The 26359-nt window shown below is 72.2% G+C and carries 22 protein-coding genes; 12 read left to right on the top strand and 10 right to left on the bottom strand.

The genetic code is table 11. From position 1 onward, the window contains the following. Window positions 1–1431: 1431 nt before the first annotated feature. Window positions 1432–1869 carry a YrdB family protein gene (locus ACFZBU_RS26575; RefSeq protein WP_391586167.1) on the bottom strand — a complete coding sequence of 146 codons (438 nt, stop codon included), beginning with the start codon at window positions 1867–1869 and terminating at the stop codon, window positions 1432–1434. 1183 nt (window positions 1870–3052) lie between these two features. Here ACFZBU_RS26575 and ACFZBU_RS26570 point away from each other — a divergent pair. Beyond that, window positions 3053–3751 (top strand): alpha/beta fold hydrolase, encoded by a 699-nt coding sequence (locus ACFZBU_RS26570; protein ID WP_391586166.1) that lies wholly within the window; start codon window positions 3053–3055, stop codon window positions 3749–3751. A gap of 755 nt (window positions 3752–4506) precedes the next feature. On the opposite strand, the gene ACFZBU_RS26565 is transcribed toward ACFZBU_RS26570, so the two are convergent. Further along, on the bottom strand, window positions 4507–5037 hold the full coding sequence (locus ACFZBU_RS26565; protein WP_391586165.1) for a hypothetical protein: 531 nt from the start codon (window positions 5035–5037) through the stop codon (window positions 4507–4509). A gap of 209 nt (window positions 5038–5246) precedes the next feature. On the opposite strand from ACFZBU_RS26565, the gene ACFZBU_RS26560 reads away from it, so the two are divergent. The 3 genes from ACFZBU_RS26560 (at window position 5247) to ACFZBU_RS26550 (ending at window position 8040) form a co-directional block, all read left to right on the top strand. Further along, the gene (locus ACFZBU_RS26560; protein ID WP_391586164.1) at window positions 5247–6245 is read left to right on the top strand and encodes a pyridoxal-phosphate dependent enzyme; all 999 of its coding nucleotides are present in this window, start codon (window positions 5247–5249) and stop codon (window positions 6243–6245) included. A 959-nt stretch (window positions 6246–7204) separates the two neighbouring features. Continuing rightward, entirely contained in the window at window positions 7205–7636 is a 432-nt protein-coding gene (locus ACFZBU_RS26555; protein ID WP_391586163.1) for a DUF3995 domain-containing protein, read from the top strand. Further along, a complete protein-coding gene (locus tag ACFZBU_RS26550; RefSeq protein WP_391586162.1) occupies window positions 7633–8040 on the top strand; it encodes a VOC family protein in 408 nt (135 codons plus the stop codon). Before ACFZBU_RS26555 ends, ACFZBU_RS26550 begins: the two co-directional genes overlap by 4 nt. Window positions 8041–8375: 335 nt before the next feature. Here ACFZBU_RS26550 and ACFZBU_RS26545 read toward each other — a convergent pair whose 3' ends face one another. Beyond that, complete coding sequence (locus tag ACFZBU_RS26545) at window positions 8376–9140, bottom strand: ZIP family metal transporter (protein WP_391586161.1); 765 nt, start codon at window positions 9138–9140, stop codon at window positions 8376–8378. 507 nt (window positions 9141–9647) lie between these two features. On the opposite strand from ACFZBU_RS26545, the gene ACFZBU_RS26540 reads away from it, so the two are divergent. The 4 genes from ACFZBU_RS26540 to ACFZBU_RS26525 all read left to right on the top strand — a co-directional run bounded on the left by ACFZBU_RS26540 (window position 9648) and on the right by ACFZBU_RS26525 (window position 13541). Beyond that, window positions 9648–9851 carry a hypothetical protein gene (locus tag ACFZBU_RS26540; RefSeq protein WP_391586160.1) on the top strand — a complete coding sequence of 68 codons (204 nt, stop codon included), beginning with the start codon at window positions 9648–9650 and terminating at the stop codon, window positions 9849–9851. 402 nt (window positions 9852–10253) lie between these two features. Beyond that, complete coding sequence (locus ACFZBU_RS26535) at window positions 10254–12323, top strand: hypothetical protein (protein ID WP_391586159.1); 2070 nt, start codon at window positions 10254–10256, stop codon at window positions 12321–12323. 73 nt (window positions 12324–12396) lie between these two features. Further along, the gene (locus ACFZBU_RS26530) at window positions 12397–12963 is read left to right on the top strand and encodes a cupin domain-containing protein (RefSeq protein WP_391586158.1); all 567 of its coding nucleotides are present in this window, start codon (window positions 12397–12399) and stop codon (window positions 12961–12963) included. Window positions 12964–13034: 71 nt separating this feature from the next. Further along, complete coding sequence (locus ACFZBU_RS26525) at window positions 13035–13541, top strand: MarR family winged helix-turn-helix transcriptional regulator (RefSeq protein ID WP_391586157.1); 507 nt, start codon at window positions 13035–13037, stop codon at window positions 13539–13541. A gap of 79 nt (window positions 13542–13620) precedes the next feature. Here the strand turns inward: ACFZBU_RS26525 and ACFZBU_RS26520 are convergent, their stop codons facing one another. After that, window positions 13621–14178 carry a CGNR zinc finger domain-containing protein gene (locus ACFZBU_RS26520; RefSeq protein WP_391586156.1) on the bottom strand — a complete coding sequence of 186 codons (558 nt, stop codon included), beginning with the start codon at window positions 14176–14178 and terminating at the stop codon, window positions 13621–13623. A 104-nt stretch (window positions 14179–14282) separates the two neighbouring features. Between ACFZBU_RS26520 and ACFZBU_RS26515 the strand changes: the two genes are divergently transcribed. Beyond that, entirely contained in the window at window positions 14283–15392 is a 1110-nt protein-coding gene (locus tag ACFZBU_RS26515; protein ID WP_391586155.1) for a DMT family transporter, read from the top strand. Window positions 15393–15640: 248 nt separating this feature from the next. Here the strand turns inward: ACFZBU_RS26515 and ACFZBU_RS26510 are convergent, their stop codons facing one another. Continuing rightward, window positions 15641–16420 (bottom strand): alpha/beta hydrolase, encoded by a 780-nt coding sequence (locus ACFZBU_RS26510; RefSeq protein ID WP_391586154.1) that lies wholly within the window; start codon window positions 16418–16420, stop codon window positions 15641–15643. Window positions 16421–16774: 354 nt separating this feature from the next. Beyond that, window positions 16775–17857: a prolyl aminopeptidase gene (gene pip, locus ACFZBU_RS26505; protein WP_391586153.1), complete on the bottom strand. Its 1083-nt coding sequence runs from the start codon at window positions 17855–17857 to the stop codon at window positions 16775–16777. A gap of 275 nt (window positions 17858–18132) precedes the next feature. On the opposite strand from pip, the gene ACFZBU_RS26500 reads away from it, so the two are divergent. Beyond that, entirely contained in the window at window positions 18133–18711 is a 579-nt protein-coding gene (locus ACFZBU_RS26500) for an excalibur calcium-binding domain-containing protein (RefSeq protein WP_391586152.1), read from the top strand. A 185-nt stretch (window positions 18712–18896) separates the two neighbouring features. Continuing rightward, the gene (locus ACFZBU_RS26495) at window positions 18897–20987 is read left to right on the top strand and encodes a restriction endonuclease (RefSeq protein WP_391586151.1); all 2091 of its coding nucleotides are present in this window, start codon (window positions 18897–18899) and stop codon (window positions 20985–20987) included. 31 nt (window positions 20988–21018) lie between these two features. On the opposite strand, the gene ACFZBU_RS26490 is transcribed toward ACFZBU_RS26495, so the two are convergent. Then, window positions 21019–21333 carry a type II toxin-antitoxin system PemK/MazF family toxin gene (locus tag ACFZBU_RS26490; RefSeq protein WP_391586150.1) on the bottom strand — a complete coding sequence of 105 codons (315 nt, stop codon included), beginning with the start codon at window positions 21331–21333 and terminating at the stop codon, window positions 21019–21021. A 29-nt stretch (window positions 21334–21362) separates the two neighbouring features. Next, entirely contained in the window at window positions 21363–21581 is a 219-nt protein-coding gene (locus ACFZBU_RS26485; RefSeq protein WP_391586149.1) for a hypothetical protein, read from the bottom strand. A 143-nt stretch (window positions 21582–21724) separates the two neighbouring features. Here ACFZBU_RS26485 and ACFZBU_RS26480 point away from each other — a divergent pair, with 143 nt between their 5' ends. Beyond that, window positions 21725–23962, top strand: a complete 2238-nt coding sequence (locus ACFZBU_RS26480; protein WP_391586148.1) for a primosomal protein N' — start codon at window positions 21725–21727, stop codon at window positions 23960–23962. Between the two features lie 190 nt (window positions 23963–24152). Here ACFZBU_RS26480 and ACFZBU_RS26475 read toward each other — a convergent pair whose 3' ends face one another. Further along, window positions 24153–25361 (bottom strand): hypothetical protein, encoded by a 1209-nt coding sequence (locus ACFZBU_RS26475; RefSeq protein WP_391586147.1) that lies wholly within the window; start codon window positions 25359–25361, stop codon window positions 24153–24155. Beyond that, window positions 25358–25966 carry an RNA polymerase sigma factor gene (locus ACFZBU_RS26470; protein WP_391586146.1) on the bottom strand — a complete coding sequence of 203 codons (609 nt, stop codon included), beginning with the start codon at window positions 25964–25966 and terminating at the stop codon, window positions 25358–25360. Before ACFZBU_RS26470 ends, ACFZBU_RS26475 begins: the two co-directional genes overlap by 4 nt. Window positions 25967–26359: the final 393 nt, after the last annotated feature.

Genomic DNA, 26359 nt, shown 5'->3' with positions numbered 1-26359 from the left:
GCCCACCGCTTCCCCGCAGGCGGGCGGACATGGCATCTCGACGGGGGCGGGGGTCAGGTCGCTCGGTGCCTGCGTCGTTCTGTGGCGGTGCGCACCCGACGCTTCCGCTGCGTGTGCCTGCGAGGTGGGGGCGCTTCGGTGGCACGGCGGGATTCTCTCGCCGACCCTGCGGGTCAAACCGACCGCGAAGTCCGCGGCCCGGCAGGCTGCTTTGGGGTCTGGATCTACTTGCGGACGCGGCCTTCGGCCATCCCGCGGCCATGTGTGTCGGTTCCACGGCTCCCTATGGGCGACATCGCGTCATACGACGGCGGCGGGGTCGAGCCGGCCGGCGGGCTTGATCCACTTTGGCGGTGACGGACACCCTGGATAGAGGGCACGCCCTTCCCGGGAGCATGTCCATCGTGGACTGCACTGCATGGAGAAGAAGCCTCGGCTTCGCCGCTCGTTCGCCCCGGAGTTAGGGGTCGAAATCACGGCCTCGTACAGCTGGGCCACCGGCCGGTCAGGTCAGCTCAGGTCAGTTCAGGTCAGCTCAGCTCAGGTCGCGAAGGACTTCGACCCACCCGAGACGCGGACGCCCTCGACACCGATCGGCCCTGACCCAGCCGGGCCGTCGCCTGCGCCAAGGTCGTCGGGGTACATCGAGCGTTGGACCAACCTACGCAGGCGGCACAACAGCTCGACCACCGCACGCCCATCGAATACGAGGACACTCGCCGCAACCTGAGCACCACACGACGGCGCCCGTCAAAGTTGACCAAGCTCACTTGTGCTCGCTACGGGTCTGGGGTGGTGCGTGCGCACCCGGCGCTTCCGCTGTGCGTGCCTGCGGGGGCGGGGGTGCTTCGGTGACCGGGTTGAGCCGTCGGCTTCCGCGAGTCGGACGTCGCATCTCGACGGGTCGCGGCTTGCTGCTCGCTTCGGGTCTGGGGTGGTGCGTGCGCACCCGGCTCTTCCGCTGTGCGTGCCTGCGAGGGGGTGCTTCGGTGCCGCAGTTGAGCCGTCGGCTTCCGCGAGTCGGACGTCGCATCTCGACGGGTCGCGGGCCCAGGTCGCTTGGTGCTTACGTCGGGCCGGGCCGGGTCGGGGCGTGACGGTGCGCGCCGGCTGGCGCCTGCGCTCTGCGTGGCCGCGAGGGGGCGAGGGGGGCGAGGGGGCGAGCGAGTTTGGGTGGCATGGTGCGGTTGTCACCGACTGTGCGGGTCAACCGAGCGCGGAGTCGGCCGCCTGGCCAGGGCGGCTTTGGGCCTGGGGCTGCTCGTGGACACGGCCTTCAGCGGCCAAGAGCGGTGATGCGTCGGGTTGTTGCGGGGTGGAGGAGGCGGCAGGCGGGTTATCTGCGGAGCGGTGCCCGCGCTGGGAAGTGACTGCCGCGGCTGGGCGACATGCTGCCGACCGGTAGTTACCGAAGCCGACAACCGCTCCGCCTCACCTTGCCTCGCCGGCCGCATGCTGTTCCGTCGTCGGAGGGGAATCGCCTCGGGCAATTTTCAGACCTTGGCCTTGGCCTCGGCCTCGGTGTCGCGCTGTGTGCGCCTTGCTGCGCTGGGCGGCGAGCCCGGTGAGGCGGGTGACGGCGACGCCGATCGCGCCGGGAAGGAGGCCGGCAGCGATGAACGCCGCGATGCCCGTACCCCACCAGGCCACCTCGAAGAGGATCCGGGGGAGGCCCGTGAGCGCATCGGAGTTGTTGGCCGCCGCATACCGACCCCAAAGAAACATCATCAGTGCGGGCGCAGCCAGCCCGACCAGGATCCGGAGCGGCCAGCCCGCGTCGAGAGTGAACCCCCAGAAGGCGGTGGCTCCGACAACGGCCAACTCGGCCAGGAACAGAGCCACCATGGCGGTCCAGTAGAGCGCGATCATGCGAGCCTCCCCGTTTCAACCGCGAGAGCACCGCTCTCGTCTGAGAGCATCATTCTGCGTCCACTGCTCCAAGTCAAGAGCACTGCTCTCGTTCGAGATCAGTGCTCTCATCTTTCTGGTTCTCCGCGGCGCCGGTCCCTGCGCTCAACGTGATGTGGCGAAGTCGAGCGGTATGAGGTCAGGTGCCAGGGGTCGGCGGCTTCCCGACTTGCGTTTCGCTATCTATCAACCGGCCGGTTTTCGATTCGATCTTGGGGCCGGGCGGGTGGCGGGCGATACCCGAAGGCTGGGCTCTTTGCATCGCAGAAGGAGCAGGTCGATGGCGAAGGCATCCGACTTGAGTCCGACTTTCGCTCAGCGCTCTGATACGAGAGCAGTGCTCTCGCTTGCGGTTGGTGCTCTCGTTTCCGGCTAGTGCTCTCGTTTGTGGTTGGCGCTCGCGGTTGAGTGTGGTGCTCGCTGCGGGGAGCAGTGCTCTCGCGTTCCATCGGATGGAGACGGTGCTTGCCGCCTCCGCGGGGTGGCTTTGAGTGCTGGACGCGCTGTTACGAGCCGAGACGGCGATCTCTAACGAGAGCGGTGCTCTTGATTGTGATTGGCGCTCTCGGAAGGGGTTGGTGCTTCTGGTTGTGGGCGGTGATCGCGGACGCGGCTTCTGGTCACAGACAGGAATGTGAGCGCGGCTGGGATGCGACGAGATGCCGGGTGCAGACGCGGAGGTGGACCGCGACGCGCGGTTGGTCGGACACCGTTGGTGGGCTACCGGCTACCGGCTACCGGCTGGGGGCGATGGGTTGTGGGGTGCTCGTTGCTTGCGGCTGGCAGCGGGTCGCTCGTGTGCGGTGCCGGGTGGGCTTGTCCTGGGAGGTGACGGTGAGGCGTCGGGGGGGAGGGGGAGAGCGGTGCTCTTGTTTGTGGGCGGTGCTCGGGGTGCGGAGCGGTGATCTCTGGTGAGGGGAAGCGTGAGCGCGGAAGGCTGTGCGCCGCGGAGGTATGGCTGGGCACCGTCGACACGGATCGGCCGGACGTGCCACGACGTTGTGCGGGGTTGGTGGTCTGCCGGTCGGCTTGTGCCGACGGCGGAATCCGCCGGTGGCGGAATCGTGCGCTGCGGGCCGCTCCCTGTGTTGATCATGAGGGAAGCCGCACAAGCGGTGAAGGGAGCCGACGGGGAGGTTCTGCAATGAGAGTCGTCTACGTACACGGGGCCTGCGTGACGGACGGCGCATGGTGGTGGCACCGCATGGTGGAGCCGCTCGCTGCGCATTGGCTCGATACGCGGGCGGTCGAACTGACCAGCGCGGGAACGGATGTGGCCGAGCTGGGTGACTTGTATGACGACATCGCGGCGACACGCGCGGTGCTTGAGGACACCGATGAGCCGACCATCGTGGTCGCCCATTCCTACGGAGGCATGGTCGTGACGGAAGCCGCCGCCGGACTGGCCTCGGTGCGCCGTCTGGTCTACGTCACGTCCGTGATGCCCGAACCCGGCGAGACCCTGGCGGACTTCGCCGGGGCGGAGCCTGCGCCGTGGATGGAGGTCGGGAACGACGGTACGATTTCTGCTCGACCCGAGACCGCCGCCGAGGTCTTTCTTCAGGGCTGCGACGATCCGGCGATCGTGGCGGAGGCGGTGCGCCGGCTCGTACCGCAGTCCATGGCCGCGTTCGGCCAGAGCCCGGCTGCGGCTGCGTGGAGGAACGTGCCTTCCACGTACGTCGTCTGCACCGAGGACCGCGGCTCCTCGGTTGCCTGGCAACGGGAGCGAGCCACCCGGGCCGACCACGTGATCGAGATCCCGACGGACCACCACCCGTTCCTGAGCCGACCCCAGCTGTTCGCGGATCTGCTGGCGCGGATAGCCCTCGCCGCTCGCTAGTGCCGCGTCCGGCAACGTTTGCCCCGTCGCGGTGTTCGGTGCGGTGCATCGGTGTCGCGCCGGAACGTTCTCGTACCGGAGTACTCGGACGTTACGGCGGGGCGGCGAGGTGCCGTGCCGGGCGCCGCGACGGGGCAAACGTTGCCGGACGCGGCACCAGCGCCACGACGCCCCGCGGCGCCGAACCGGATCGAAGGTGGGGATTTTCGGCACGGTGGGCGACGAGTCGCCGAGGGCTCCGGTGCACTGCCTTGAGGCGCGGGGCTTCGCCAAACCGGGGACCGCCACACCGTTCCCGGTTCCCGGTCGGCACCGCCGACGCAGCCCCGCTTACCGGAGTCGGGCTGGAACCTCGTCATCCGGTGGGCTGGTTGCCCTTGGCGTCGGGGCGGTTTGATTCGGGATCGGCGGCGACCCGGTCTGTCGTCACGTTCTCGGCGAGAGCCGCGGCTGCGGTGCCGATGGCGGATGCGGGCGCTCGGGTTGGGGCCTGTCCGGGTGTTGGTACGGAGCGGGGCGCCAGTTCCGGATGGTCGGTGGCCGCCCTGAGTCTTGGGGGACTTGGGCTCGGGCGGGGTCTCGGGTGGTGTTGCGACGAGCGGGGCGGCAGTGCCCGGTGGCCGGTTGGTGCCGCCCCGAGCCTTGGCGGATGGGGCGCGTGACTGGTGTGTTTTCGGCTGTCTGTGGCGTCGAGGGATTGCGATGGTTCGTCGGGTCTGTGGGTCGTGGGGAACTGGGGCGGGAGCGGGGCGGGGTTACTTGGTGGGGGTGGCGTCGGGGCCCTGGGTGCGGATGCGTTCGACGGTTTCGAGGGACTCGCGGAGGTCGGTGAGCCAGGTGTCGGTGTTGCGTTGGACGAGGCGTACGCACCAGGCCAGGGCGTCGCTGCGGCTGCGGGCGACGCCGCCGGCGACCAGGGTGTCGAGGACCTGACGTTCGGGCTGGCGGAGGCGGGTCATGACGGGTACGGAGACCGTGGTGTAGAGGGCGCGGGTGCTGCCGCATTCGACGCCCCAGGAGACCTTGCGGCCGAAGCGGCGCTCGGCTTCGCGGGCCACGGCCATGCGGTCCTCGCGGGTACGTTCGCGGAATTCGGCGATTCGGCCGTCGCGGGCCGCGTCGCGCTCGTCGGTGGAGACGTCGTCGGCGAGTTCCGGTTCGGGGATGCGGCCGATGACGGTGATTTCCTCCCGGTCGACGGTCACGTCGACGAGGGCGGTGAACAGTCCCTCGGGGAGGCGTCCGGTGAACCAGCCTCGTACGGCTTCCTGCGTTGTTGTAATCATGTAATTCAACTTACGCCGATGTTGTCCGAAGGCAAGGGGGTCCGCCCACAGCGGAATCGCTCCGAGGGACGCGCCGGGGATGTCGCCGACGATCGGCAACCGTCGGGGGATGGTTGCCGTGCCACGATGACCGGCAGGCGGCAGGCGGCAGGCGGCGCGCGGCGGCCGGCAGGTGATCCGTGTGGGGCGACAGGCAGAGGGTGATGGCGATGGAGTCGGAAGGTCGGATGCCTCGGCGGGTGTTGCTCGGGACCTGGCCCACGCCGCTTGAACCTGCGCCGCGGTTGGCGGTCGCACTCGGTCTCGGTCCGGATGATCTGTGGGTCAAGCGGGACGATCTCACCGGTCTGGGCGGCGGGGGCAACAAGGTACGGAAGCTCGAATGGACCTGTGGCGCGGCGCTTGCCGCCGGTGCCACCACGCTGGTGACCACGGGTGCGCCGCAGAGCAATCACGCACGGCTGACCGCGGCGGCGGGTGCGCGGTTGGGCCTGGACGTTGTACTGGTCCTGGCGGGCGCGGGTGGGGCGTCGACGTCCGGAAACATCGCGCTCGACGGGCTGTTCGGGGCCACGGTGGTGTGGGCCGGCGACGTGGGGCGGGCGGCGCTCGAAGCCGTGGCCGAGGAGGTGGCCGCGCGGCTGCGGGAACGTGGTGGCGTTCCGGTGGTGCTGCCCTTCGGTGGCTCGAGTGTGCTCGGGGCGCGTGGCTACGCGGAGTGTGCGCGGGAACTCATCGGTCAGGAGCCCGAGTTGGATGTTGTCGTGGTGGCGCTGGGTTCCGGTGGCACGATGGCGGGGCTGGTCGACGAACTCGGCCCCGAACGGGTGCTCGGCGTGCACTGTGGCGCCGTCGACGATCCGGCCGGGACCGTACACGGGTTGCTCGCCGGTCGGGACGACGCGCGTTGTGCGCGGGCGGAGTTGCGGGTGCGGTCGGATCAAGTCGGCGATGGATACGGAACGTTGACCGAGTCGGCGATGGCCGCGTTGACGTTGGCTGCGCGCACGGAGGGCATCGTGCTCGACCCGATCTACACCGCGCGGGCGATGGCCGGGTTGATTGCGGCGGTCAAGGATGGCGAGGTCCGGCCCGGCCACCGCACGATTTTCCTGCACACGGGCGGATTGCCCGGCCTCTTCGGCCACCCGACCACCGTCGGCAGGGCCATGTCCATGTCCGGCTTGCAGGCGGCGGACGGCCGGTAGCCGATTGGTGGGCATTCGGGCGGCCGGGCACCCCGGCGCCCGCGCAGCCGCTCACCCGCGCACTCGCACTCGCACCCGGCCCCGGGCTTCGGGGTAGCCGCGCGCCCAGGCGCCGGGGGGCGCCGCCGAGAACTCGCTACACCCGCGCACCCGGGCAGCCGCACATTGGCCCACCCGCGCCCTGGGCTGCCGCGCACCCGCGTGCCCGCCGTGCCCGGTGCCGGACGGGCCGCTCGGTGCGTGCGCGGCACCAGGACCGACTCGCCTGCGGCAGCGAGTTCGGTGCCGGCCGGTTCCTCCGGCACCGGTTACCCGCGCACCCGTGCCGGGGCTGCCGCGCACCCGCGTACCCGCCGCACCCGGTGCCGGACGGGCCGCTCGGTGCGTGCGCGGCACCAGGACCGACTCGCCCGCGGCAGCGAGTTCGGTGCCGGCCGGTTCCTCCGGCACCGGTTACCCGCGCACCCGCGCACCCGCGCTTCCGGGTACCCGGGCAGCCGCGCACTCGTTCTCCCGGGCCCCGGGGCTTCCGGCACCCGCGTACCCGGGTACCCGCGCCCCGGGCATCCACCCAGCCGGGGAGACGCCCAGCCGGGTACTCGGGCAGGCGGGGACCCGTGTGCCCGGGTGGCGAATAGCCGGCAGGCCCGATCCTGGCGACGGGGCCGGTGGGAAGGCATTGCCTCGCGACCCGGCTGTGAGGCGTGGGCGGCTGCATGATGTTGCGCGGGAGCCGTCCCCGGCGCGTGGTGCGCTCGGGACGACGTGTCACCCGACCCTGCGCCGTTGCCGTTGCCGTTGCCGTTGTCGCGCCGCCGTCGTCGCGGTTGCGGTTGCTCGTGGCTGCCGTCGGCCGGTACGAGCGGCGTCGGGGCGGGTCGGGTGGTGGTTGGTTCGGTTGCGGTTTGTCGTCGACCCGTGGCCGGGGTGTGTGGGTGCGTGGAGGTAGCTTGGGGCGCATGACCATCGAGGGCGTTGCCGTGCGGGTGTCGGTCGGGAGTTTGACCGCGCTTGCCGGGCTGCATGTTGCGTGGGGGCTGGGGTCGTCGTGGCCGTTGCCCGATCGGGAGTCGCTGTCGGATGCGGTGGTCGGGCAGTCGAGCGTGCCCGGGCCGGCGGCGTGCTTCGCTGTCGCGGGTGCACTGGGTGCGGCGGCGCTGTTGGTTGCGGGGCGGCCGAGGCGTCGGCCCGCGCTGGCCCGGACCGGGGCCTTCGGGGTGGCCGGCGTTCTGGGGCTGCGTGGTGTGCTCGGCCTTGTCGGACGCACGGATGTCGCGTCGCCGGGGTCGTCCTCCGAGCGCTTTCGCCGGTTGGATCGGGTGGCCTACTCGCCGCTGTGCCTCGCGCTCGCCGCCGGCTCGGCGGTCGCGGCCGGCGGGAGTGGGCGATGAACCGGCTCGGGCTCGTGGCGGTGGTTGTTCGGGACTACGACGAGGCCATCGCGTTCTATACCCGCGCCCTCGGGTTCGACCTGCGCGAGGACACCCCGATGGAGGACGGCAAGCGGTGGGTCGTGGTCGCCCCGCCCGGGACGGGGCCGAACGAGGCGGCGGTCCTGCTGGCCCGGGCCGTGGACGACGAGCAGAGGTCCCGGGTGGGGGACCAGACCGGTGGCCGGGTCGGACTCTTCCTGTACACCGATGATTTCGCCCGAGAACACGCCCGGATGCTCGCCGCCGGCGTGATCTTCGAGGAGCCGCCTCGGCGGGAGAAGTACGGCGTCGTCGCGGTCTTTCGCGACCTGTACGGCAACCGTTGGGACCTGATCGAGCGCACCGGCCCGATGCTGCGCTGAGCGAGGCTTGCGCGGCTGCATGCACCGACCGCGAGGGGCCTCGTCTCGGTATGGCCAACCGACCCGAGGTCGCCGAGCCGACTACGCCCGCGACCCGATCGCGACCACGATCATGGCCGGCCGAGGGGTACTCACTCCACAACCCGCCCTGCCGCCGCCGGCCCCGCTGCGACCACCCGTACGGTCGACCGGCCGGCGAACAAGCCGAGAAAGCCGTCACGGTGCCGACGCCACGACGCCACGACGCCACGAGGCGACGACCGAGCCGCCGGCCGCGATGCCACACAAACATCCTCGTCGAGACTCGGGCGCCCCCAACCCCCAATCCGCGCCGCCTACTGCGCCAGCCAGATCACCAGCCAAAGGAAGCCCACGCCCGTGATCGTGCACAGCAGGGTCGAGCCCGAAGGGTGTGGGCTGTGGGCCTCGGGCAGGATGTCGGCGGTGGCCAGGTAGAGCAGGAAGCCGGCGAAGAAGCCCAGGTAGAGGCCGAGGGCGTGTTCCGGGATGGTGAACGCGAGCGTGATGGCCGCGCCCGTCACCGGTGCGAGGGCGTCCGCGCCCAGCAGGGTCAGGGCCCGGCGGCGGTCGTTGCCGTACATCCGGGTGACCGTGTAGGTGTTGAAGCCGTCCGCGAAGTCGTGTGCCACCACAGCGATTGCCACCGTGGTGCCCACCGTCGTACCGGCCTGGAAGGCCGCGCCGATCGCGAAGCCGTCCATCACGCTGTGCCCCACCAGCGCGGCGGCGGCGGTCAGGCCGATGCCCTTGGCCCGCCCGTCCGCGCCCATGGTCGGGCCGTGGTGGTGGGCATGTGGTGCGTACTCGCCTTCGTGGCTCCGGTGGATCGCCACCGAGCGCTCGACCACATGCAGGACCAGGAAGCCCAGCACGAACATCAGCAGCGCCTGCGGTACGCCGCCCAGCCGATCGCCCGCCGCGGAAAGCGCCTCGGGCAGCAGGTCGAACGCGACCACGCCGAGCATCAGCCCGGCGGCGAGGCCCAGTACGAGGTGTCGACGATCGCCGATGCGCTGCGCCACCCAACCGCCGAGCAGGGTCATCAGGAAGGCGCCGGCGGCGACCAGTACGGCGGTCATGCCCGCGTCTGCCCGGGATCCGGAGGCTGCATTCGCGACGGCGTCATCGATCAATCGTCGGCCGGCGGATGAGCGAACGCGCCGGTTGTTGCGCCGTACGAGTGACCACACACACGTCGCGCCCGCACCCCCGAAGCCGCTGCGCGCCTGCGTGGTGACGGAGTTCGCCGTTATGTCGGTTGGTATCGCGCCGAGTTGGTCACATGTCGTCCGCGAAACCAACAATCGGGCACGCACCGTACGCCGGCCGGCCACACCCGGCGACAATCGGGACTTCGGCATCGAAATGGAGGCGTCCCGGCGCCGAAATACAGGCGCCAACGCGCGGACGTCCGCCCTATTCTGGTGACGGCCGCCCCTACGACCCCGCCCGGCTTGCATGCCGATGGCCCGGTTCCGGGCGTGCCGTACTCCGTGCCACGCCGTCGCGCGACTTGGGCGACCCCGGAAGAGCCGCGAGGCGTGTGGGCGACCCATGCCATGTACGCAACGGGGAGAAACGGAACGATGAATGTGAAGGTAGGCGACAGGGTCAAGGCGACACAGCCGATCGGCGGCTTCACCAGGCAGACCGTCCCGGTAGGCGCACCGGGAGTGGTCGTGCGCACCACGATGGGCCGTGCCGACGTGTGCTTCACGCTGCCCGGCGTTGCCGGCGGCTTCCGTACGGTCGAGGTATCGGTCGACCCGGGCAAGCTCGCCAAGGTCTGACGACCGGCACCGGAACCGGAACCGGAACCCAACCAAAGCCCGAACCAAGCCAACCCAAAACGACATCCGGAACCGGAACCGGAACCGGAACCAGAACCAGAACCAGAACAGCTACAGCCAGAAGCAGAACAACAGCAGCCAGAACGAGAACAACAGCGGCAGCCAGAACAAGAACAACGGCTACAGCTACGGCTACAACCGGAACCACCACCAGGCCAATCCCGACCCGACCCGATCCGACGCCCACCCCCCCACACACACCACCCCCCACCGCGTTCCCCGCCACAGAACCAAGGCTCCCCGTGGCGGGGAATGCGCGTGCCCGCCGCAAGCGGCCCCGCGCGCCTGGTACCCACTCGCCCCCTCCGTTCCCCGTTCCCCTTGCGACGCAAGCGCTGCAAGATGTCGGTGGATATTCCTGCACAGCCCTCGCTCGTCGTAGGAGTTGGAGGAATAGTGAGCCGAACCGCGCACCGTCCTCGACGCCGACGGCCAGCCGCGATCGTCGTCGCGGTGGCCGCCCTGTTGCTGTCGTTCCTGGTTCCACCCGCCGCCGAGGCGCATCCGAACCATCCGGGTGGCGAACCCGGTTGTGATCCGATCGATCCGGCCGCGTGTCTGCTGCCGTTTCCGAACAACTGGTACACGCAGGCCGATCGGCGCACCGATACCGGGCGTCGGGTCGCGTTCACGGCGGCGATGATGCCGCATGGCGCCACGCCGGACGACTGGAATCGCAACGACGGCTTCTCGCCCGGCTCGACGCTGATCACCCGGATCCCCGGCGTCGACCTCGGCCGCAGCGGTGCGGCGCCGGTCACCGACGTCGGCGCGTCGCTCGCCCGGAACGCGCCGATCGTCATCCTCGACACCGAGACCGGCGAACGCCGGCCCTACTGGGCCGAACTCGACGCCAACGCCAAGGATTCGACCCGGCAGGCGTTGCTGGTGCACCCGGCCGAGAACTTCGTCCCCGGCCACCACTACGTCGTCGGCCTGCGCAACCTGCGCGGCGCGGATGGCCAAGTGATCGCCGCGCCGGAGACGTTCGCCAGGATCGCAGGTCGCACCCTGCCGCGCCGCGACCCGTTGGCCGCTCGCCAGGCGCAGCTTCGACCGGCGCTGGATCGACTGGACCGGGCCGGTGTCGACCGTCGCGGCCTCTACCTGGCCTGGGACTTCACCGTCGCAAGCGAGCGCAACCTCACCGGCGGCATGCTTCGGATGCGGGACGACGCGTTCGGTCGACTCGGGGACCGGGCGCCGCAGTTCACGGTGACCGGAGTGAAGAACTCGACGCCGGAGCAGGATTCGCGGATCGCTCGCGAGGTGACCGGCACGGTCACCGTACCCAGTTATCTGAACCGGCCCGGCGGTCCCACCGGTTCCACGCTCAACCTCGGTCGGGACGGGCTGCCGCGGCAATTGCCGGGGAACACCCAATCCGCGCAGTTCCGTTGCGAGATCCCGCGCGCAGCGTTCGACCGGCCCTCGCAGGCCTCGTTGTACGGACACGGCCTGCTCGGCAGCAACAACGAGGTGGGCGGCGGGAACGTCAAAGCGATGGCCGCCGAGCACGACATCACGTTCTGCGCCACCAAGTGGATCGGCATGGCCGACGAGGACCTGCCCACCGTCGCCCGCGCGCTCGCCGACCCGGGCAGCTTCGGCGCGGTGCCGGATCGCACCCGACAGGGCTTCCTGAACGCGCTGTTCCTCGGTCGCGACATGATCCACGAACAGGGCTTCGCCGCCGACCCGGCGTTTCGTACCGACAGCGGGCGGCCGTTGATCGACATATCGAAGGGTCTGGTCTACGACGGCAACAGCCAGGGCGGCATTCTCGGCGGGTCGCTGGTCGCGGTGTCCCAGGACACCAGGCGTGGGGTGCTCGGGGTGACCGGGATGAACTACAGCGTCCTGCTCAACCGCAGCTCCGACTTCGGGCCGTACGGGCAGATCCTGGACGCCGGCTTCCCGGACAAGCTCGATCAGCAGGTGGTGCTGTCGCTGTTCCAGATGTTGTGGGACCGCGGCGAGACGAACGGCTATGCGAGCGGCCTGGACCACACCCCGCTGCCGCGTACGCCGCGCCACCAGGTGCTGATGCAGATCGCGTTCGGTGACCACCAGGTTTCCACGGTGACCGCCGAGACCGAGGCACGCACGATCGGCGCGCGGATCCACGAGCCCGCGATCGCGCCGGGACGCAACCCCGACCGGGATCCCTACTGGGGCATTCGGCCGCTGCCGCGCGAGCCGTACCGGGGGTCCGCGCTGGTGGTCTGGGACAGCGGTTCGCCCGCGCCACCGGTGACCAATACACCACCGATCGGACCCGAGTACGGGCGCGACCCGCACTCGGATCCGCGCAACTCGCCGGTCGCCCGACGGCAGAAGGCGGAGTTCCTGGCCACCGGTCGGGTCGTCGACGTGTGCGGCGGCGCGCCGTGCACGGCACCCGCGGGATAACGCCTGCCCGTGTGAGGCTGTGGGTTCCGGCCGCGTCCGGCGCCCGGAACCCACGCCAGTCGAGGGAGCACACATGTCCTCCGCACCCGACGCCGACGCCGTGCCCGGCCCCTGCCCTGCACCCGCCTCCGAGCCCCCCGCGCCTCCTACATCCACGCCCACGCCCACGCCCGCACCCGCACCCGCACCCCATCCCGACCCTCCCCGCCTCGATCCGCCGGACCTGGCCCGGGTCATGGGGCTCATGCCGCATCCCGAGGGCGGTTGGTACCGGGAGACCTGGCGCAGCGGCGTGAGCGTGACCCCGCCCGGATACCCGGGGCCGCGCGACACCGCGAGCGGCATGTACTTCCTGCTCTGTCCGGGCGAGCAGTCCGCGTGGCACGTCGTGAAATCGGCCGAGTTGTGGCTCTGGCATCGCGGCGGACCGCTCGAACTGCGGCTGGGCGGGGACGGTACGACTCCCGATGCCGAGCCGCACCGGATCCTGCTCGGCCCGGACGTGGAGGCGGGTGAGCAACCGCAATTGCTGATTCCGCCGGGGGTGTGGCAGACGGCTCGGCCGGCGGCCGGGCGCGAGGCGCTGGTGTCGTGCGTGGTCTCGCCCGCTTTCTCGTACGAGGACTTCCGGATGCTGTGAGCCGGCGGCGGGGCGCCGATACTACGGTGGCGGCCGGGACCAAGCGGGCGCGGGCTGCCAGGGAGTACGACGTGAGTGATGCACGGGCCGACTACGCCGATTCCGTGGTGGCGGCATGGTCGGCGGTACTGCCGGACGTGGAGGCGTCCTCGGTCGGGTTCGTGGTGCGGCTGCATCAGGCGATGATCGCGATGGAGGACTTCGACCGGCGCAGCATCGGCGCGTTGGGGCTGACCGCGCCGGAGTACATGGTGCTTGTCGTGCTCGCGACCCGACCGGATCGGCCGGGGCTGACGCTGCGTGAGTTGCAACCGTTGGTGATGTACTCGTCGGGCGGGATGACGCACTGCGTGGACCGACTGGCCCGCAAGGACCTGATCGAGCGTCGGCCCAACCCCGCGGACGGTCGTTCGGTGCTGGTCTGCCTCACCGAGTCGGGGCGCGAGTGCGCCCGGGCGGCGATGCGCGCGCGGATCGACGCGCTCGACGGGCTGCTGAGGCCGATCGCGGAGGAGGACCGGAACGTGGTCGACAAGGCGCTGCGCATCCTGGCCTCGACATTGGGCGCGCCCGGGTAGCCGGCCGTAGGCGACCGACCGCCCGAATCGACCCGGCCCGCCGGGCGGTTCGGCCGTGGTGCGCGGGTATCCGGCCGCGTCAGGCGTCGGCCGCGAGGCCGTCCCGATGGCGGGCGCGGAAGCTCGCCGCCTTGGCGCGGTTTCCGCAGCGGCGCATGTCGCACCAGCGCCGGCTGCCGTGGCGGGACGAGTCGACGTAGAGGCGGGTGCACGTCGGCGCCTCGCATTCCCGGACGCGGGCCGCATCCGCGCCGCCGAACAGGGCGACCGCCGAGCGCGCGACCGTGGCCAGGACGGCGGAGATGTCGCCGGTACGCCGTACCCGACCGTCCGCCGCCAGCGCGACCGTGACCGGAGCGCCGGCCGCGAAGCCGTTCAACGTCGCGCGATCACGTGCGCCGTACCCCTCCGGCGTGTCCCGGGAGGACGCCAGCCGGTACAGCGCTTCGCGCAATTCGATCGTGCCCGCGAGCGCGTCGTCGTCGACCGCCGGCGCGGTGTCCACGAGGCCGGCGGCGACCGCCCAGGACCCGAGTGCGGCCGGCGTGTCGAGCAGGTCGCGGGGTTCGGTGCGGCGCTGCTGCACGGTTCCGACCAGGTCGAGCGCGATGTCGCCGCCGATGAAGGTGAAGGTCACTCACCCAGCATAACCGGATTGACAGGTTAGTTCGGAGCGCGCCATGGTGAGTAACCGGATTGAGTAGTTACTCGTCCGACGCTTCGACACGGGAGTGGACCTCGATGAGCGCCGCACGTACCGCACGCATCGCAGGATCGGCAGACGCCATGGACGCCATGGACGCCCCGGACGCCCCGGACGCCCCGGACGCCCCGGACGCCCCGGACGCCCTGGACGGCGCAGACGCCACGGACGCCACAGGCATCGCCGCCGCCGTGGGCACCGCCACCGGCCGTGCCCGCCCGGGTCGACCCGGTCCCACCGCCGGCGCACATCCGCCCGATCCCGGCGACCACGGCACGCGAGCCGCCGGCGGCCCGCGAGCCGCCCTGGTCGGCAAGGCGATACCGCCCGTGTTCGTGCTGCTGTGGAGCAGCGCGTTCATCATCGGCGCGATCGGGGTGGACGCCGCGCCGCCGCTCCTGCTCACCTTCTTCCGGTTCGCGCTCGCCGGGCTGCTGCTCGGGGCGTTCGCGCTTGCGGTTCGGGCGCCGTGGCCGCGTGGGCGTCGACTCGCTCATGTCGTGGTCGCCGGACTGCTGTTCCAGGCGCTTCAGTTCGGCGCCTTGTACACGGCACTCTCGATGGGGCTACCCGCCGCCGTGGTGGCTCTCGTGCAGGGGCTCAATCCGGTGCTGATCGCGCTCCTGGCCGGGCGGTTCCTCGGCGAGCGGGTGAGCACGCGGCAGTGGCTGGGCTTCGGCCTGGGCACGATCGGCGTGGTGCTCGCCGTCGCGGATCCCACCCACCTGTCGATTCCGGCGCTGGTCCTGGCCGTGGTGGGGCTGCTCGGTCTGAGCGTGGGCACCGTGTACCAGAAGCGCTACGTGCACGACGTCGATCTGCGCACCGGTACGGCCGTGCAGTTCCTGGTCAGCGCGCCGTTCATGGGGCTGGGCTCGCTGCTGTTCGAGACGCCGCACGTGCATGCGTGGGGGCCGTTCGTCGGGACGCTCGCGTGGATGGTGCTGGTCAATTCGATCGGCGTGTTCATGCTGCTCAACCTGATGTTGCGGCAATCCTCGGCGAGTCGGGTCGGCACGCTGTTCTTCCTGACCCCGGCCGCCACGGCGGTACTCGCGTGGCTCCTGCTCGACCAGGCCCTGCGACCGGCCGCGGTCGCCGGGATCGCGATCGGCGGGATCGGCGTACTGCTGGCCAACCAGCGGTAGCGGGCGGCCCGGGAACCCGGCGGCAGTCGCATCGCGCCGGGCGGCCCGGCACCACGAACGGCCGGCGCCGTCCGTTGCCGACAGCCCGGCGGCCGACCACCACCGGCCCCGAACCGTCCGCCGACCGACGCCTGTTGCCCGCCGCCCGCCGCCCGCCGCCCGCCACCCGCGGCCCACCGGCGCACGCCCTTCGGGCCGACCACCTCCGACTGCCTCCGACCGCCCACCACCCGCCCGGCTCGACCGGGTCAGCCCGCCAGTTCCGCGACCGCCCGGAGCACCTCCGGCCAGACCGCCGAGAGCGGGTCGACCGGCTCGAAGTGGCCGACGCCGGCCAACTCCCGCAACGTCGCGCCCGACGCCGCGGCGAAGGTCCGACCCAGGGCGATCGGTACCTGTTCGTCGGCGTCGCCGTGCAGCAGGATCAGCCCACGGCCGCCCACGCCACCCGCCGCCAACCGTGTCGGGTCCGCCTGTGCGAGCACCGCCTCCGAGCGGTCCTCGCCCAGGAACTCCGCAGCCGCACCGTCGTCCAGGTCGAGGGCGAGGGCCGCGTCCAGGTCGAGGACGCCCGCCAACGACACCGCGCCCGCGATCGGCGGCGCGGCCGGCAATCGGCCCACGCCGCCCACCGGCAGCCGATCGCGCAGCGCCGCCCAGACCGCCAGGTGCCCGCCCGCCGAGTGCCCCAGCAGGACCACGGGTGAATCGGCCTGTGCGCACAACAGATCGAGCGCGGCGGCGACATCCTCGAACGTGCCGGGCATCCCACCGCCGGGCTGCCCGGCCCGGCGGTACTCGATGCTCGCGACGGCGTAGCCGTCGGCGGCCAGCGCGACGCACATCGGATACGTGTACTTGCGGTCGTACTCGGCCCGCCAATACCCCCCGTGCACGACCACGACGAGCGCGTGCGGGTCGGCCGCGGGCTGCCAGAGGTCGACGACCTGATCCGCCGCTGGCCCGTACCGCAGCGTGCGGTCGGGGCCGGCGGCCGGGCGCGTGAGGATGTCACGGGAAGCACTCATCCGACCATTCTCCCGGGACCCCGGACCCGGCCCCGACGCGACCCACCATCACATTGCGCGAAGCGCTCCGCCCCGGCTCGGGACCCCGACGCGACCCACCATCACACTGCGCGAAGCGCTCCGCCCCGGCTCCGGGCTCGGACGCGGCGCACGCGCCTGACCGCGCGAAGCGCTCCGCCCCGGCTCCGGGCTCGGACGCGGCGCACGCGCCTGACCGCGCGCAGCGTTCCGCCTCGGCTCCGGACGCGGCCCGCCGCACTTCGCCACGCGAAGCGCCCCGGCCCCGACGCGGCCCGCGCACCCGACCGTGCGGAGCGCCCCACCCCGTCCAGGCCCCTCGACACGGCGCGTACCTCACCGCGCGAAGCGGTCCGTGGCCTCGATCAGGTGGTGGGTGATGCCCGGTTCGGAGAAGGCGTGACCCGCATCCGGCACGATCACGAATTCGGCCTCCGGCCAGGCCCGGTGCAGGTCGTAGGCCGTCGCCGGGGGAGTGCACAGGTCGTAGCGACCCTGCACGATCACGCCCGGGATGTGGCGCAGCCGGTCGGCGTCGCGGATCAGTTGGCCCTCCTCCAGGAAACCGCCGTTGCGCACGTAGTGGTGCTCGATCCGGGAGAAGGCCAGGGCGAATTCCGGTTGCCGGTGCATCTCGACCAGGTCGGGCCGGGGAAGCAGGGCGACCAACGTGCCCTCCCACGCACTCCAGGCGACCGCCGCCTGCTCGCGCACCTTCGGATCCGGATCGTTGAGCCGGCGCCCGAACGCGCCGATGAGGTCGTCGCGTTCGGCCTCCGGGATCGGCGCGAGGAATTCCTGCCAGGCCTCCGGGAACAACATCGACGCGCCGCCCTGGTAGAACCACGCCAGTTCCCGGCGCCGCAGCGTGAAGATGCCACGCAGGACCAACTCGGTGACCCGCTCGGGGTGGGTTTGCGCATACGCCAGCGCGAGTGTGCTGCCCCATGAACCGCCGAAGACCAACCACTGCTCCACGCCCAGCAGTTCGCGCAACTTCTCGATGTCGGCAACCAGATGCCAGGTGGTGTTCGTGCTCAGGTCCACCTCGAACCGGCTCACGTGCGGCGTGCTTTCGCCGCAGCCGCGTTGATCGAAGAGCAGGACGTCGTACCGTTCCGGATCGAACGCCCGCGCATGGTCGGGCAGACAACCTCCGCCGGGACCGCCGTGCAGGAAGACGGCCGGTTTGCCACCCGGGACTCCGTAGCGCCGCCAGGCGATCGACTGACCGTCGCCGACATCCAACTTGCCCCGGTCGTAGGGCTCGATGGGTGGATACATCGTGCGCATGAGGCTCTCCCGCTCGGTCGTGCGGACCGTTGTGCGATCCGCCGGATCGTTCGCCGTGCCGTTGCTCGTGCCGTTCGCCGTGCCGTCCGTCGTGCCGTCCGTCGTGCGGTCTCGGATGAACCGCACGAACGGAATCCACAGAGCCCAGCACATCACGAGGAACGAGAATCGCCCACCCTTCCCGAGTCGCCCGCCGACCGCCCGGATCCGGGCCCGCCCGATCCCGGCCCGCACCGATTCCGTCCCTGCCCGCCTCGACCCCGCCCGGCCCGGCTGGGCGCAGTGCGTCCCGAAACGACGCGCCCGACGTCCGCTCGAAGACGAAATCGGTGGTTGCCCGGGTCGGTCGACCCGATGAGGGCTAGAGTCCGGGCGGCACATATCGAGGGGGGAACTCGCACATGCGCATATCGGCTACCCGTTTGCCGAAAACCCGGTTGTCCCTGCTTCCCGGGATAGTCACGGCGGCCTTGACGTTGACGCTGACCCTGACCGGTTGCGACGGGGACGGGGACAAGAAGTCCGACCGGCCCAAGCCGTCGCAGAGCAGCAGCACGCCGGCCGGCAGCGCGTCGCCCGGCACGGCCCCGCCGAGTTCGGCACCGCCCACCACCCGGGCACCGTCCACGGCGCCGCCGACGACCACGCAGCCGAGCAGCGCGGTACCGACGCCCCGCAGCGGGTCGGGCGGGAACGTCTCGGGCGGCGGCGCGAGCGGAACCGGCGGCAACGGTGGTTCCGCGACCGGCGGTTCGTCCGGCAGCGGAACGTCCGGCAGCGGAACGTCCGGGGGCGGGACGTCCGGCAGTGACCCCGGCGCCGGCACGATCGGCGACGGCAGCAGCACCGGCGGCAGCGGCCCCGCCTACTACAAGAACTGCTCCGCCGCCCGAGCCGCGGGTGCCGCACCGATCCGCCGGGGCGACCCCGGCTACGGCCGGCACCTCGACCGCGACGGAGACGGAGTCGGCTGCGAGTGACACGTTCCGGTCGCCGCCGGGAGCGGGCAGGTACGGTTCCCGGCGGCGGTCGGAGGCGCGTTCACGTGCGGACACCGACCGCTTTCGCGCTGGTCGGTCCGACACGGCAGGATGTGTTCGAGCGCGGGGGGCGGACGGGTGCAGGGCGGAAGGGCGATAGCGTGGCGAGTCGGCGGAGCACCGGCGTGCTGGGGGCATGGGCCGAGCTGCAGCGGCAACAACAACGGCAACGCGAGGCCGAGTTGCGGGCGCAGCAGCAACAACTGCGAGCCGACGAACGCAACCGACGCGAGGCGCAGAAGGCCGCCGCGCGGGCCGACCGCGAGGCGCAGCGCGCCTATCAGCAGTCCCGCGAGGCCGAAGTGGCCCGCCGGACAGCGGAGATCGAGGACCGGGTCGCCGAGCTGCAAGGCGTGCTTCGGGCCCGGCTGAGCGCGCCGGGATTCCGGATCGAGCGGTTGCGCAGCGCCGTGGAGATCCCGCCGTTCCAACCGGGCGAACTCGCCCGACCCATCCCGATGCCCGACCCGGCGCGCTATCAGGTGGCCCCTCCCTCCGGCCTGGGCAGCTTCGCGCCCGGCGCACAGTCGCGCTACGAGCAGGACCGGGCGCAGGCGCAGGCGCGCTACGACCACGACCTGCGGGCGGCGCAGGCCGCCGAGTACCAGCGGCAGCAGCAATACGACGACTACCGCCGCCGGTTCGAGGACTGGGCGAACGGCCAACGTGCCCTGGCCGCGCAGCGCAACCAGCAGGTGGACGATCTCGTGCGGCGGCTCGCGGCGCGCGATCCCGAGGCGATCGAGGACTACTTCGAGGGTGTCCTGCTGGCATCGCCGGATTGGCCCGAGGGCTTCTCCGACCACTCGACGGTGGCCTTCGACGCGGCCGCACGGCAGTTGGTGGTGGACCACGAGCTGCCGACGACGGACGTGGTGCCGGCCGTGGCCCGGGTGCGCTACGTGAAGACCGACGACCAGGAGAAGGAGGTCGCGCGTACCGCGACCGATCGGCGGACGATCCACCGCGACGTGTTGGCGCAGAGCGCGATCCGGATACTGGCCGAGGTCTTCTTCGCCGACCACGAGGGCATCCTCGATTCGGTGGTGCTCAACGGCTTCGTCCAGGCGGTGAACCCGGCCACCGGTCGACACGGACGCACGTACCTGCTCACGGTGACCGCGCGGGCCGAGCAGTTCCGGCAGATCAGCCTCGATCGGGTGGACGCGGTGGCGTGCCTGGAGGCGATGGGCGGGACCCTGTCCGCCCGCCCGGACCGGCCCACCCCCGTACAACCGAGCCGGCTCGCGGACAGCGTCGCATCGGCGCCGACCCCGGCGCCGCCTCCCACCATCGCCCCGGCGCCCGCCCGGCCCGGCGACGACGACCCGGACCTGTTCGTGATGGACCCGATCGAGTTCGAGAACCTGATCGCCGAGCTCTTCTCCCGCATGGGCATGCAGGTCGAGACCACCGCGCGCAGCGGCGACCAGGGCGTGGACGTGGTCGCGGTGGACCCGGACCCGATCCGCGGCGGAAAGATCGTCGTGCAGGTCAAGCGCTACCGCAACACGGTCCCGCCCACGGCCGTGCGGGATCTGGCCGGCACCGTGCAACACCACGGCGCGAACAAGGGCTTGCTGGTCACCACGTCCGGCTTCGGGCCCGGCAGCCACGAGTTCATCCGCAACAAGCCGCTGGGCCTGGTCACCGGACCCGAACTGGTCGGCCTGCTCGCCCAACACGGCCTGCGCGGTCGCCTGGGTCCGGGCACCGGTGGGGCGCCGACCGCCGCGCCCGGCAGCCGGATCCTGGTGCAACTCGCCTGGGAACCGGGCAACGCGCCGCCCCTGGACCCGTGCGCGTTCGTGTGCCGCCGCGGACGGGTGCTCGGTGACGAGCACTTCGTGTTCTTCAACAATCCGGCCAGCCCCGAAGGTGCGGTCCGGATCGGCGACGGCGTGGCGTTCCTGGTGGACCTGGCCCTGCTGCCCCGGGCGGCCGACCGTCTGGTGCTGGCCGCGGCCGTCGACCAGGAGCGCGCCCCGAGCGGCGACCTGGCCGCGCTGCGCGGAGCCAGACTGACCCGCCTCGACCAGGCCGACGGCCGCCGGCTCGGCGACCACCCCGTACCCACCCGCCGCCCGGGCGAGACCGCCATGGTCCTGGGCGCATTCGTGCGCACCGACGACGCCTGGACCTTTTCCCCCACCACCAACGGCTTCCGCAACGGCCTCCTCGGCGTCGCCGAGTCACACGGCGTGGAGGTCGAGTAGGCCGGGAAGGCCACCGACGCACGGCGCCCGATCAGATGTCCAGCATCAACCGCAGGTAGGTACGGATGTCGTCGGCTTCCTTGTCGTCGACGCTCCCCAACGGGCGTCCCAGGAGCCGCTGCTCGGAAACCGCCCGCACGTCATCGGTGCGTGCCCAACTCCGGTGGCGAAGGCCGGACTGCGCCGAGGACACCGAGACGTGATGAGGCAGTCCCCGGTCCTGGGTGGTCAGCGGCACGACGATCGCCATCCCGATGGGGAAGGAGGCGTAGAACGGCGAGTTGACCACCACGACCGGCCGTCGACCGGATTGCTCCGAGCCGACGACGGGGGAAAGGTCGGCCATCCACACCTGCCACGGGGCGGACTTCCGGCTCACTGCTCACTGCCGAGATTGTCGCCGGCCAGGCCGTCCCACTCGTCGAGTTCGTTCTCGTAGTCGGTCCATGCGGAGGCGTCGGCCTGCAATCGCGCGTATGCGGCCAGCACGGCCGCTTTGCGGTGCTCGGTGAGCAGATGAGTGAGCGCGGCGTTCAAGGTGACGCCGCCGAGATCCTCCGCGGCCACTCGAGCGAGATCGTCTCGGACGCTCATCTCAACCTTTATGGTGGTCGCAGTCATACTCCGGAGTATACCCCTCGGTATGTGATGGGCTTGAGGGCCGCCCGACACCCCGGGAAGGTGGCCCCGCCGGATGGCTCGGTACCTGTGCGGGATCGTCGTACCCGTCTGTCAGGATGCCTGGTGTGGCGACGAACGATCCGGGTGTGGGCGACGAAGGGGACGGGCAGCTCACGCTCGGGGTCGAGGACGCGCGGCGGGCGGTGCGGGGCGCGCGGGCGCGGGTGCGCAAGGCCAAGCCCAAGGCGCAGGCCGAGCGGTTGCCGGTGGCCCGGGTCGTGGTGGACAAGGGGCTCGTGCACCTGGATCGGCTGTTCGACTACTCGGTGCCGGCCAAGCTGGCCGAGGTGGCGCAGCCCGGAGTGCGGGTGCGGGTGCGGTTCGGAGCCAAGGTGGTGGACGGCCGGCGGCAGGGCGGCGGGCTGATCGACGGGGTGATCGTCGAACGGGTCGAGCGCAGTACGTACGGCGGGCCACTGGCGCCGTTGGCGAGCGTCGTCTCGCCCGAGATCGTGCTCGCGCCGCCGATGATCGAGCTGGCCCGGGCGGTCGCGGACCGGTACGCGGGCAGCCTCGCCGACATCGTCCAGCTCGCGCTGCCGGCGCGGCACGCGCGGGCCGAGGCGGAACCCTCGGGGGAGCCGCTGATTCGGCCTGCCCCGCCACCCCCCGGGCCCTGGACGCGCTACCCGACGGGCACCGCGCACCTGGCCGAGCTCACCGCCGGCGACTCGCCGCGCACCGTGTGGACCGCGCTGCCCGGGCCGTACTGGCCGGACGAGATCGCCCGGGCGATGGCGGCGACCCTGGCCGGCGGCCGCGGTGCGCTCGCGGTGGTCCCGGACGCCAAGTCGGTGGAACGCGTGGACGCGGCGCTGACCGCCCTGCTCGGCCGGGGCCGACACGTCGCGCTGACCTCGGGCCTGGGGCCGGAGGAGCGCTACCGGCGCTGGCTGGCGATCAACCGCGGGAGCGTGCGCGCGGTGGTCGGCACCCGGGCGGCGATGTTCGCGCCCGTGGTGGAACTGGGCCTGGCGCTGGTCTGGAACGACGGCGACGACTCGCACGCCGACCTCAACGCGCCCCACCCGCACGTGCGCGAGGTGCTGGCGATGCGGGCCGCGCGCGAACACGCCGCGTTCACCGTCGGCGGGCACGCCACCACGGTCGAGGCCGCCCAGCTGGTCCGCTCCGGGTGGGCCCGGCCGCTGGACGCCGACCGCGCGGCGGTGCGCGCCGCCGCCCCGCTGGTGCGCACCACCGGCAGCGATCTGGACCTGGCCCGGGACGAGGCCGCCCGAGCGGCGCGACTGCCGAGCCTGGCGTGGGACGTGGCCCGCAAGGCGTTGCAGACCGGGCCGGTGCTGGTCCAGGTCCCACGCCGGGGCTACCTGGTCCGCACCTCGTGCCTGCGCTGCCGCGAACCCGCGCGCTGCGCACACTGCTCGGGCCCGCTCGAACTGCCCTCCGGGGACGGCGTGTTGACCTGCGCCTGGTGCACCCGTCCGGCGCCGCACTGGCGCTGCCGGGTGTGCGGGGGCGAGCGCATCCGGGCCGGCGTGATCGGCGCGCGCCGGACCGCCGAGGAACTCGGCCGGGCGTTCCCGACCGTGCCGGTGCGCACCTCCGGGCGGGACGCGATCCTGACCACCGTGCCGGACCTGCCCGCGCTGATCATCGCCACGCCCGGCGCCGAACCGGTGGCGCCCGGCGGCTACGCGGCGGCCCTGCTCCTGGACGGCTGGGCCCTGCTCACCCGGCCCGACCTGCGGGCCGGCGAGCAGGCGCTGCACCGGTGGCTGGACGCGGCGAGCCTGGTCCGGCCCGCGGGGGAGGGCGGCACGCTGGTGGTGGTCGCCGAGTCCACGCTGCGCCCGGTACAGGCGCTGGTGCGATGGGATCCGCAGGGGTACGCGCTGACCGAACTGGTCGAGCGGGCCGAATTGAACCTGCCGCCGGTGTCGCGGATGGCGTCGGTGACCGGCCCGCCGGCCGGGATCGCCGACTTCCTGGCGGTGCTTCGGCTGCCCGACGGGGCGGACGTCCTGGGCCCGGTCCCGGTCGCCCCGACCACGCCACGCACGCCACCGCCCGCGCCGGCCAAACCCGACCCCAGGGCGGCCGAAACCCGTGCCGAACTCACCCGAGCCCTGTTCGGCGACACCCCGCCGCCGACCCGCGAACCGGCCCGGCGGATCGCCCCGCCCACCCGCCACGAACGGGTCCTGCTCCGGATCGAACCCGGCCGCGGCGCGGAGTTGGCGCACGCCCTCAAGGCGGCCCAGACCCTGCGGCTGGCCCGGGCCGCGGGCGACCCGGTGCAGATCAGGATCGACCCGCCGGACATCGGCTGAGCCGTGGTCGCCGCCGCGTGGGTCGCTCCCGCCCGGTGGACCGGCGGGAGCGGACCGGTGCAGATCGGGATCGTCACGCGGGCGCCCCGACGCCCCCGCGCTCGCCGGCGCCCGGCCGGCAGGCCACCACGCGGGACGGTCGTCTCGGGAAACCGTCGTGCACAGGCGCGGGGCCCGGCCCCGCCGGTGCTCAGCCCCAGTGGGTTCGGCGCCCGCACGCCTCGGTCGTCGGCGCGTCCGCGCAGCGCAGCGATTCGGGGTCGGCGGCGCGTTCGTGGAGCAGGGTGCCGGCCGCGTCGTAGGCCCTGATCCGGACCGGGACGATGTCCTCGCCCGGCACGTTCGCGAGCCACACACCGTTGCGGACCACCGCGCCCCGCGTGCTCCCGTCGGGCAACTCGACCACGACCCGCGCGACCGCACCGGTCGTGCGGCCCCACCACGTCGTGGACGACATCATGGCCATCCGAAGCGGTTCGGGCGTGGGCGGCATCAGGACCTGGGATCGACGCACCTCGAACGCCCCCGCGAGAGTGCCGTCGGCGGCCGTCGGCGCCGGCAACTCCGGCGAGGACTGCTCGCCGTGGCAGACCAACAGGTCGGGTTTGCCGGCCTTGCCCAGCACGAACGGGCGGAGCACGCCGGTCCCGTCCTTCTCCCACGCCGTGAAGTACGGCTTGAACGCCGCGTCCGGCTCGCGCACTTTCCACGCCGATCCGTCGGGCGCGGTCGAGGCCCCGGACGGCCGCGGAGTCGAGGTGGGCGCCACGGGCCGGCCATCGCTGCCTGGCGTGCCGGCCACGGTCGACCCACCCGTGGGCCACCACATGGAAGTCGACCGGGTGGATCGCCTCGGCAGGCCGGTGGCGTCCGCCCCGCCCCCCGGCGTGCGCGGCGGCATGTCGCCGATCTCCGGCGGAGTGCCGGACGGCAGCGTGGCCCCCATGCTCGCCGGCGGGAGGGTTCCGGACGAACCCGACCCCGGCGGCGAGGACGCCGGCCATCCGGAGGCCGCTTCGGACGGCGACAGTCCGCTCGCCCGCGGCGCGGACTCGAAGGTCGACGAGGGATACACCGCGGCCGGACCCTGCTTCAGGCACGCGGCCAACGTCCGGTTCGCCACATCCCACGGCACCGGATCGCCCGGCTTCGCCGCGTCCTCGGGCACCCCCTGTGTCGGGTCCTGCCCGGCCACCGGGCCGGCCGGCGACAGATTCCGCGGGTCGCGCCACGGCTGCGCGGCCAGGATCGCGACCGTGCACACCGCGAGCACCGCGCCCGCGGCGATCCCCGGCATCAACGCCCGGCTCCGGGACGGCTCCCGGGTGTCCAGCATCGCGAGCAGTTCGCGCTTGCGTCGCTCGTGCCCCGGCAGTCGGTCCTCGCTGTACGGGCTCATCGTGCCTCCTCGATGCCTCGGTACGTGCCCGCGTGCACGCCCTCTTCGGCCAACAGGCCGCCCAATCGTTTCCGCGCCCGATGCATCCGCGCCTTGACCGTGCCCAGCGCGACGCCGAGCGCGGTCGCGGCGGCCTGCTGGTCCAGGCCGCCCCAGACGCACAACTCCACGACGTCGCGCTCGTGCCGGGGCAGCCGCGCCACCGAGCGCCGCAACGCCTCCGCCGCGCGTTCCTGATCGATCCGCCGGGCCACCTCGTCCGCGTGATCGGGCACGTCCCGCGGCAGCGGAACACGCGCCGCCAGCGCCCGATAGCGCTTGAGCGCACGCCGCCGGTTCGCGAGCGTGCGATTGGCCGTTCCCAGCAGCCAGGGCAGTGCGCTGTCCCGGTCGAAGGTCACCTCCGCGCGGCGCCGCCACGCGGTCAGGAACACCGCCGAGGTCAGGTCCTCGGCCTCGCCGCCGTCCCCGATCCGCCGCAACACATGCCCATACACCGCCCCCGCGTGCCGGTCGAACACCACCGCGAACGCATCGCGATCCCCCGTTCGGACCCGGGACCACAACACGTGGTCCGCGTCCTCCTGCTCCTGATCCGTGGTCACACCCCGAGAGTGTCCGCCTCGCGGATCGGGGTTGCCCCGCGCCGAATCCACCCTCCGCACCCCGCATCCGCACCCGCCTCCGGAGCCCGCCCCGAAACACCGCGCACCCCACCCCGGACCCCGCCCGCGCCGGACCCGCGAGGCCGCGCCCGCGTGACCTCGCCTCGTGCTCGCCTCGTGCCACGGTGCATGCGCGGATCGGGGCCCGGCCGCTCAGTAGACTTGTCACTCTCCGGTTTCGATCGACGGCACCACCGCACGGCACCACACACGCCACCGAGCAGGGCACCACAACAGCACGGCAGCACCACCGCCCGGCACGACCGTGCCGCGGCGCCGTCGCGCACCGGCGACACCCGGCACCACGCCCGACCACCGATGGGGGAGCACACC

The sequence above is a fragment of the Embleya sp. NPDC008237 genome, from assembly GCF_042956465.1.
Lineage (GTDB): Bacteria > Actinomycetota > Actinomycetes > Streptomycetales > Streptomycetaceae > Embleya.
This window is presented reverse-complemented; position numbering and strand designations above follow the sequence as displayed.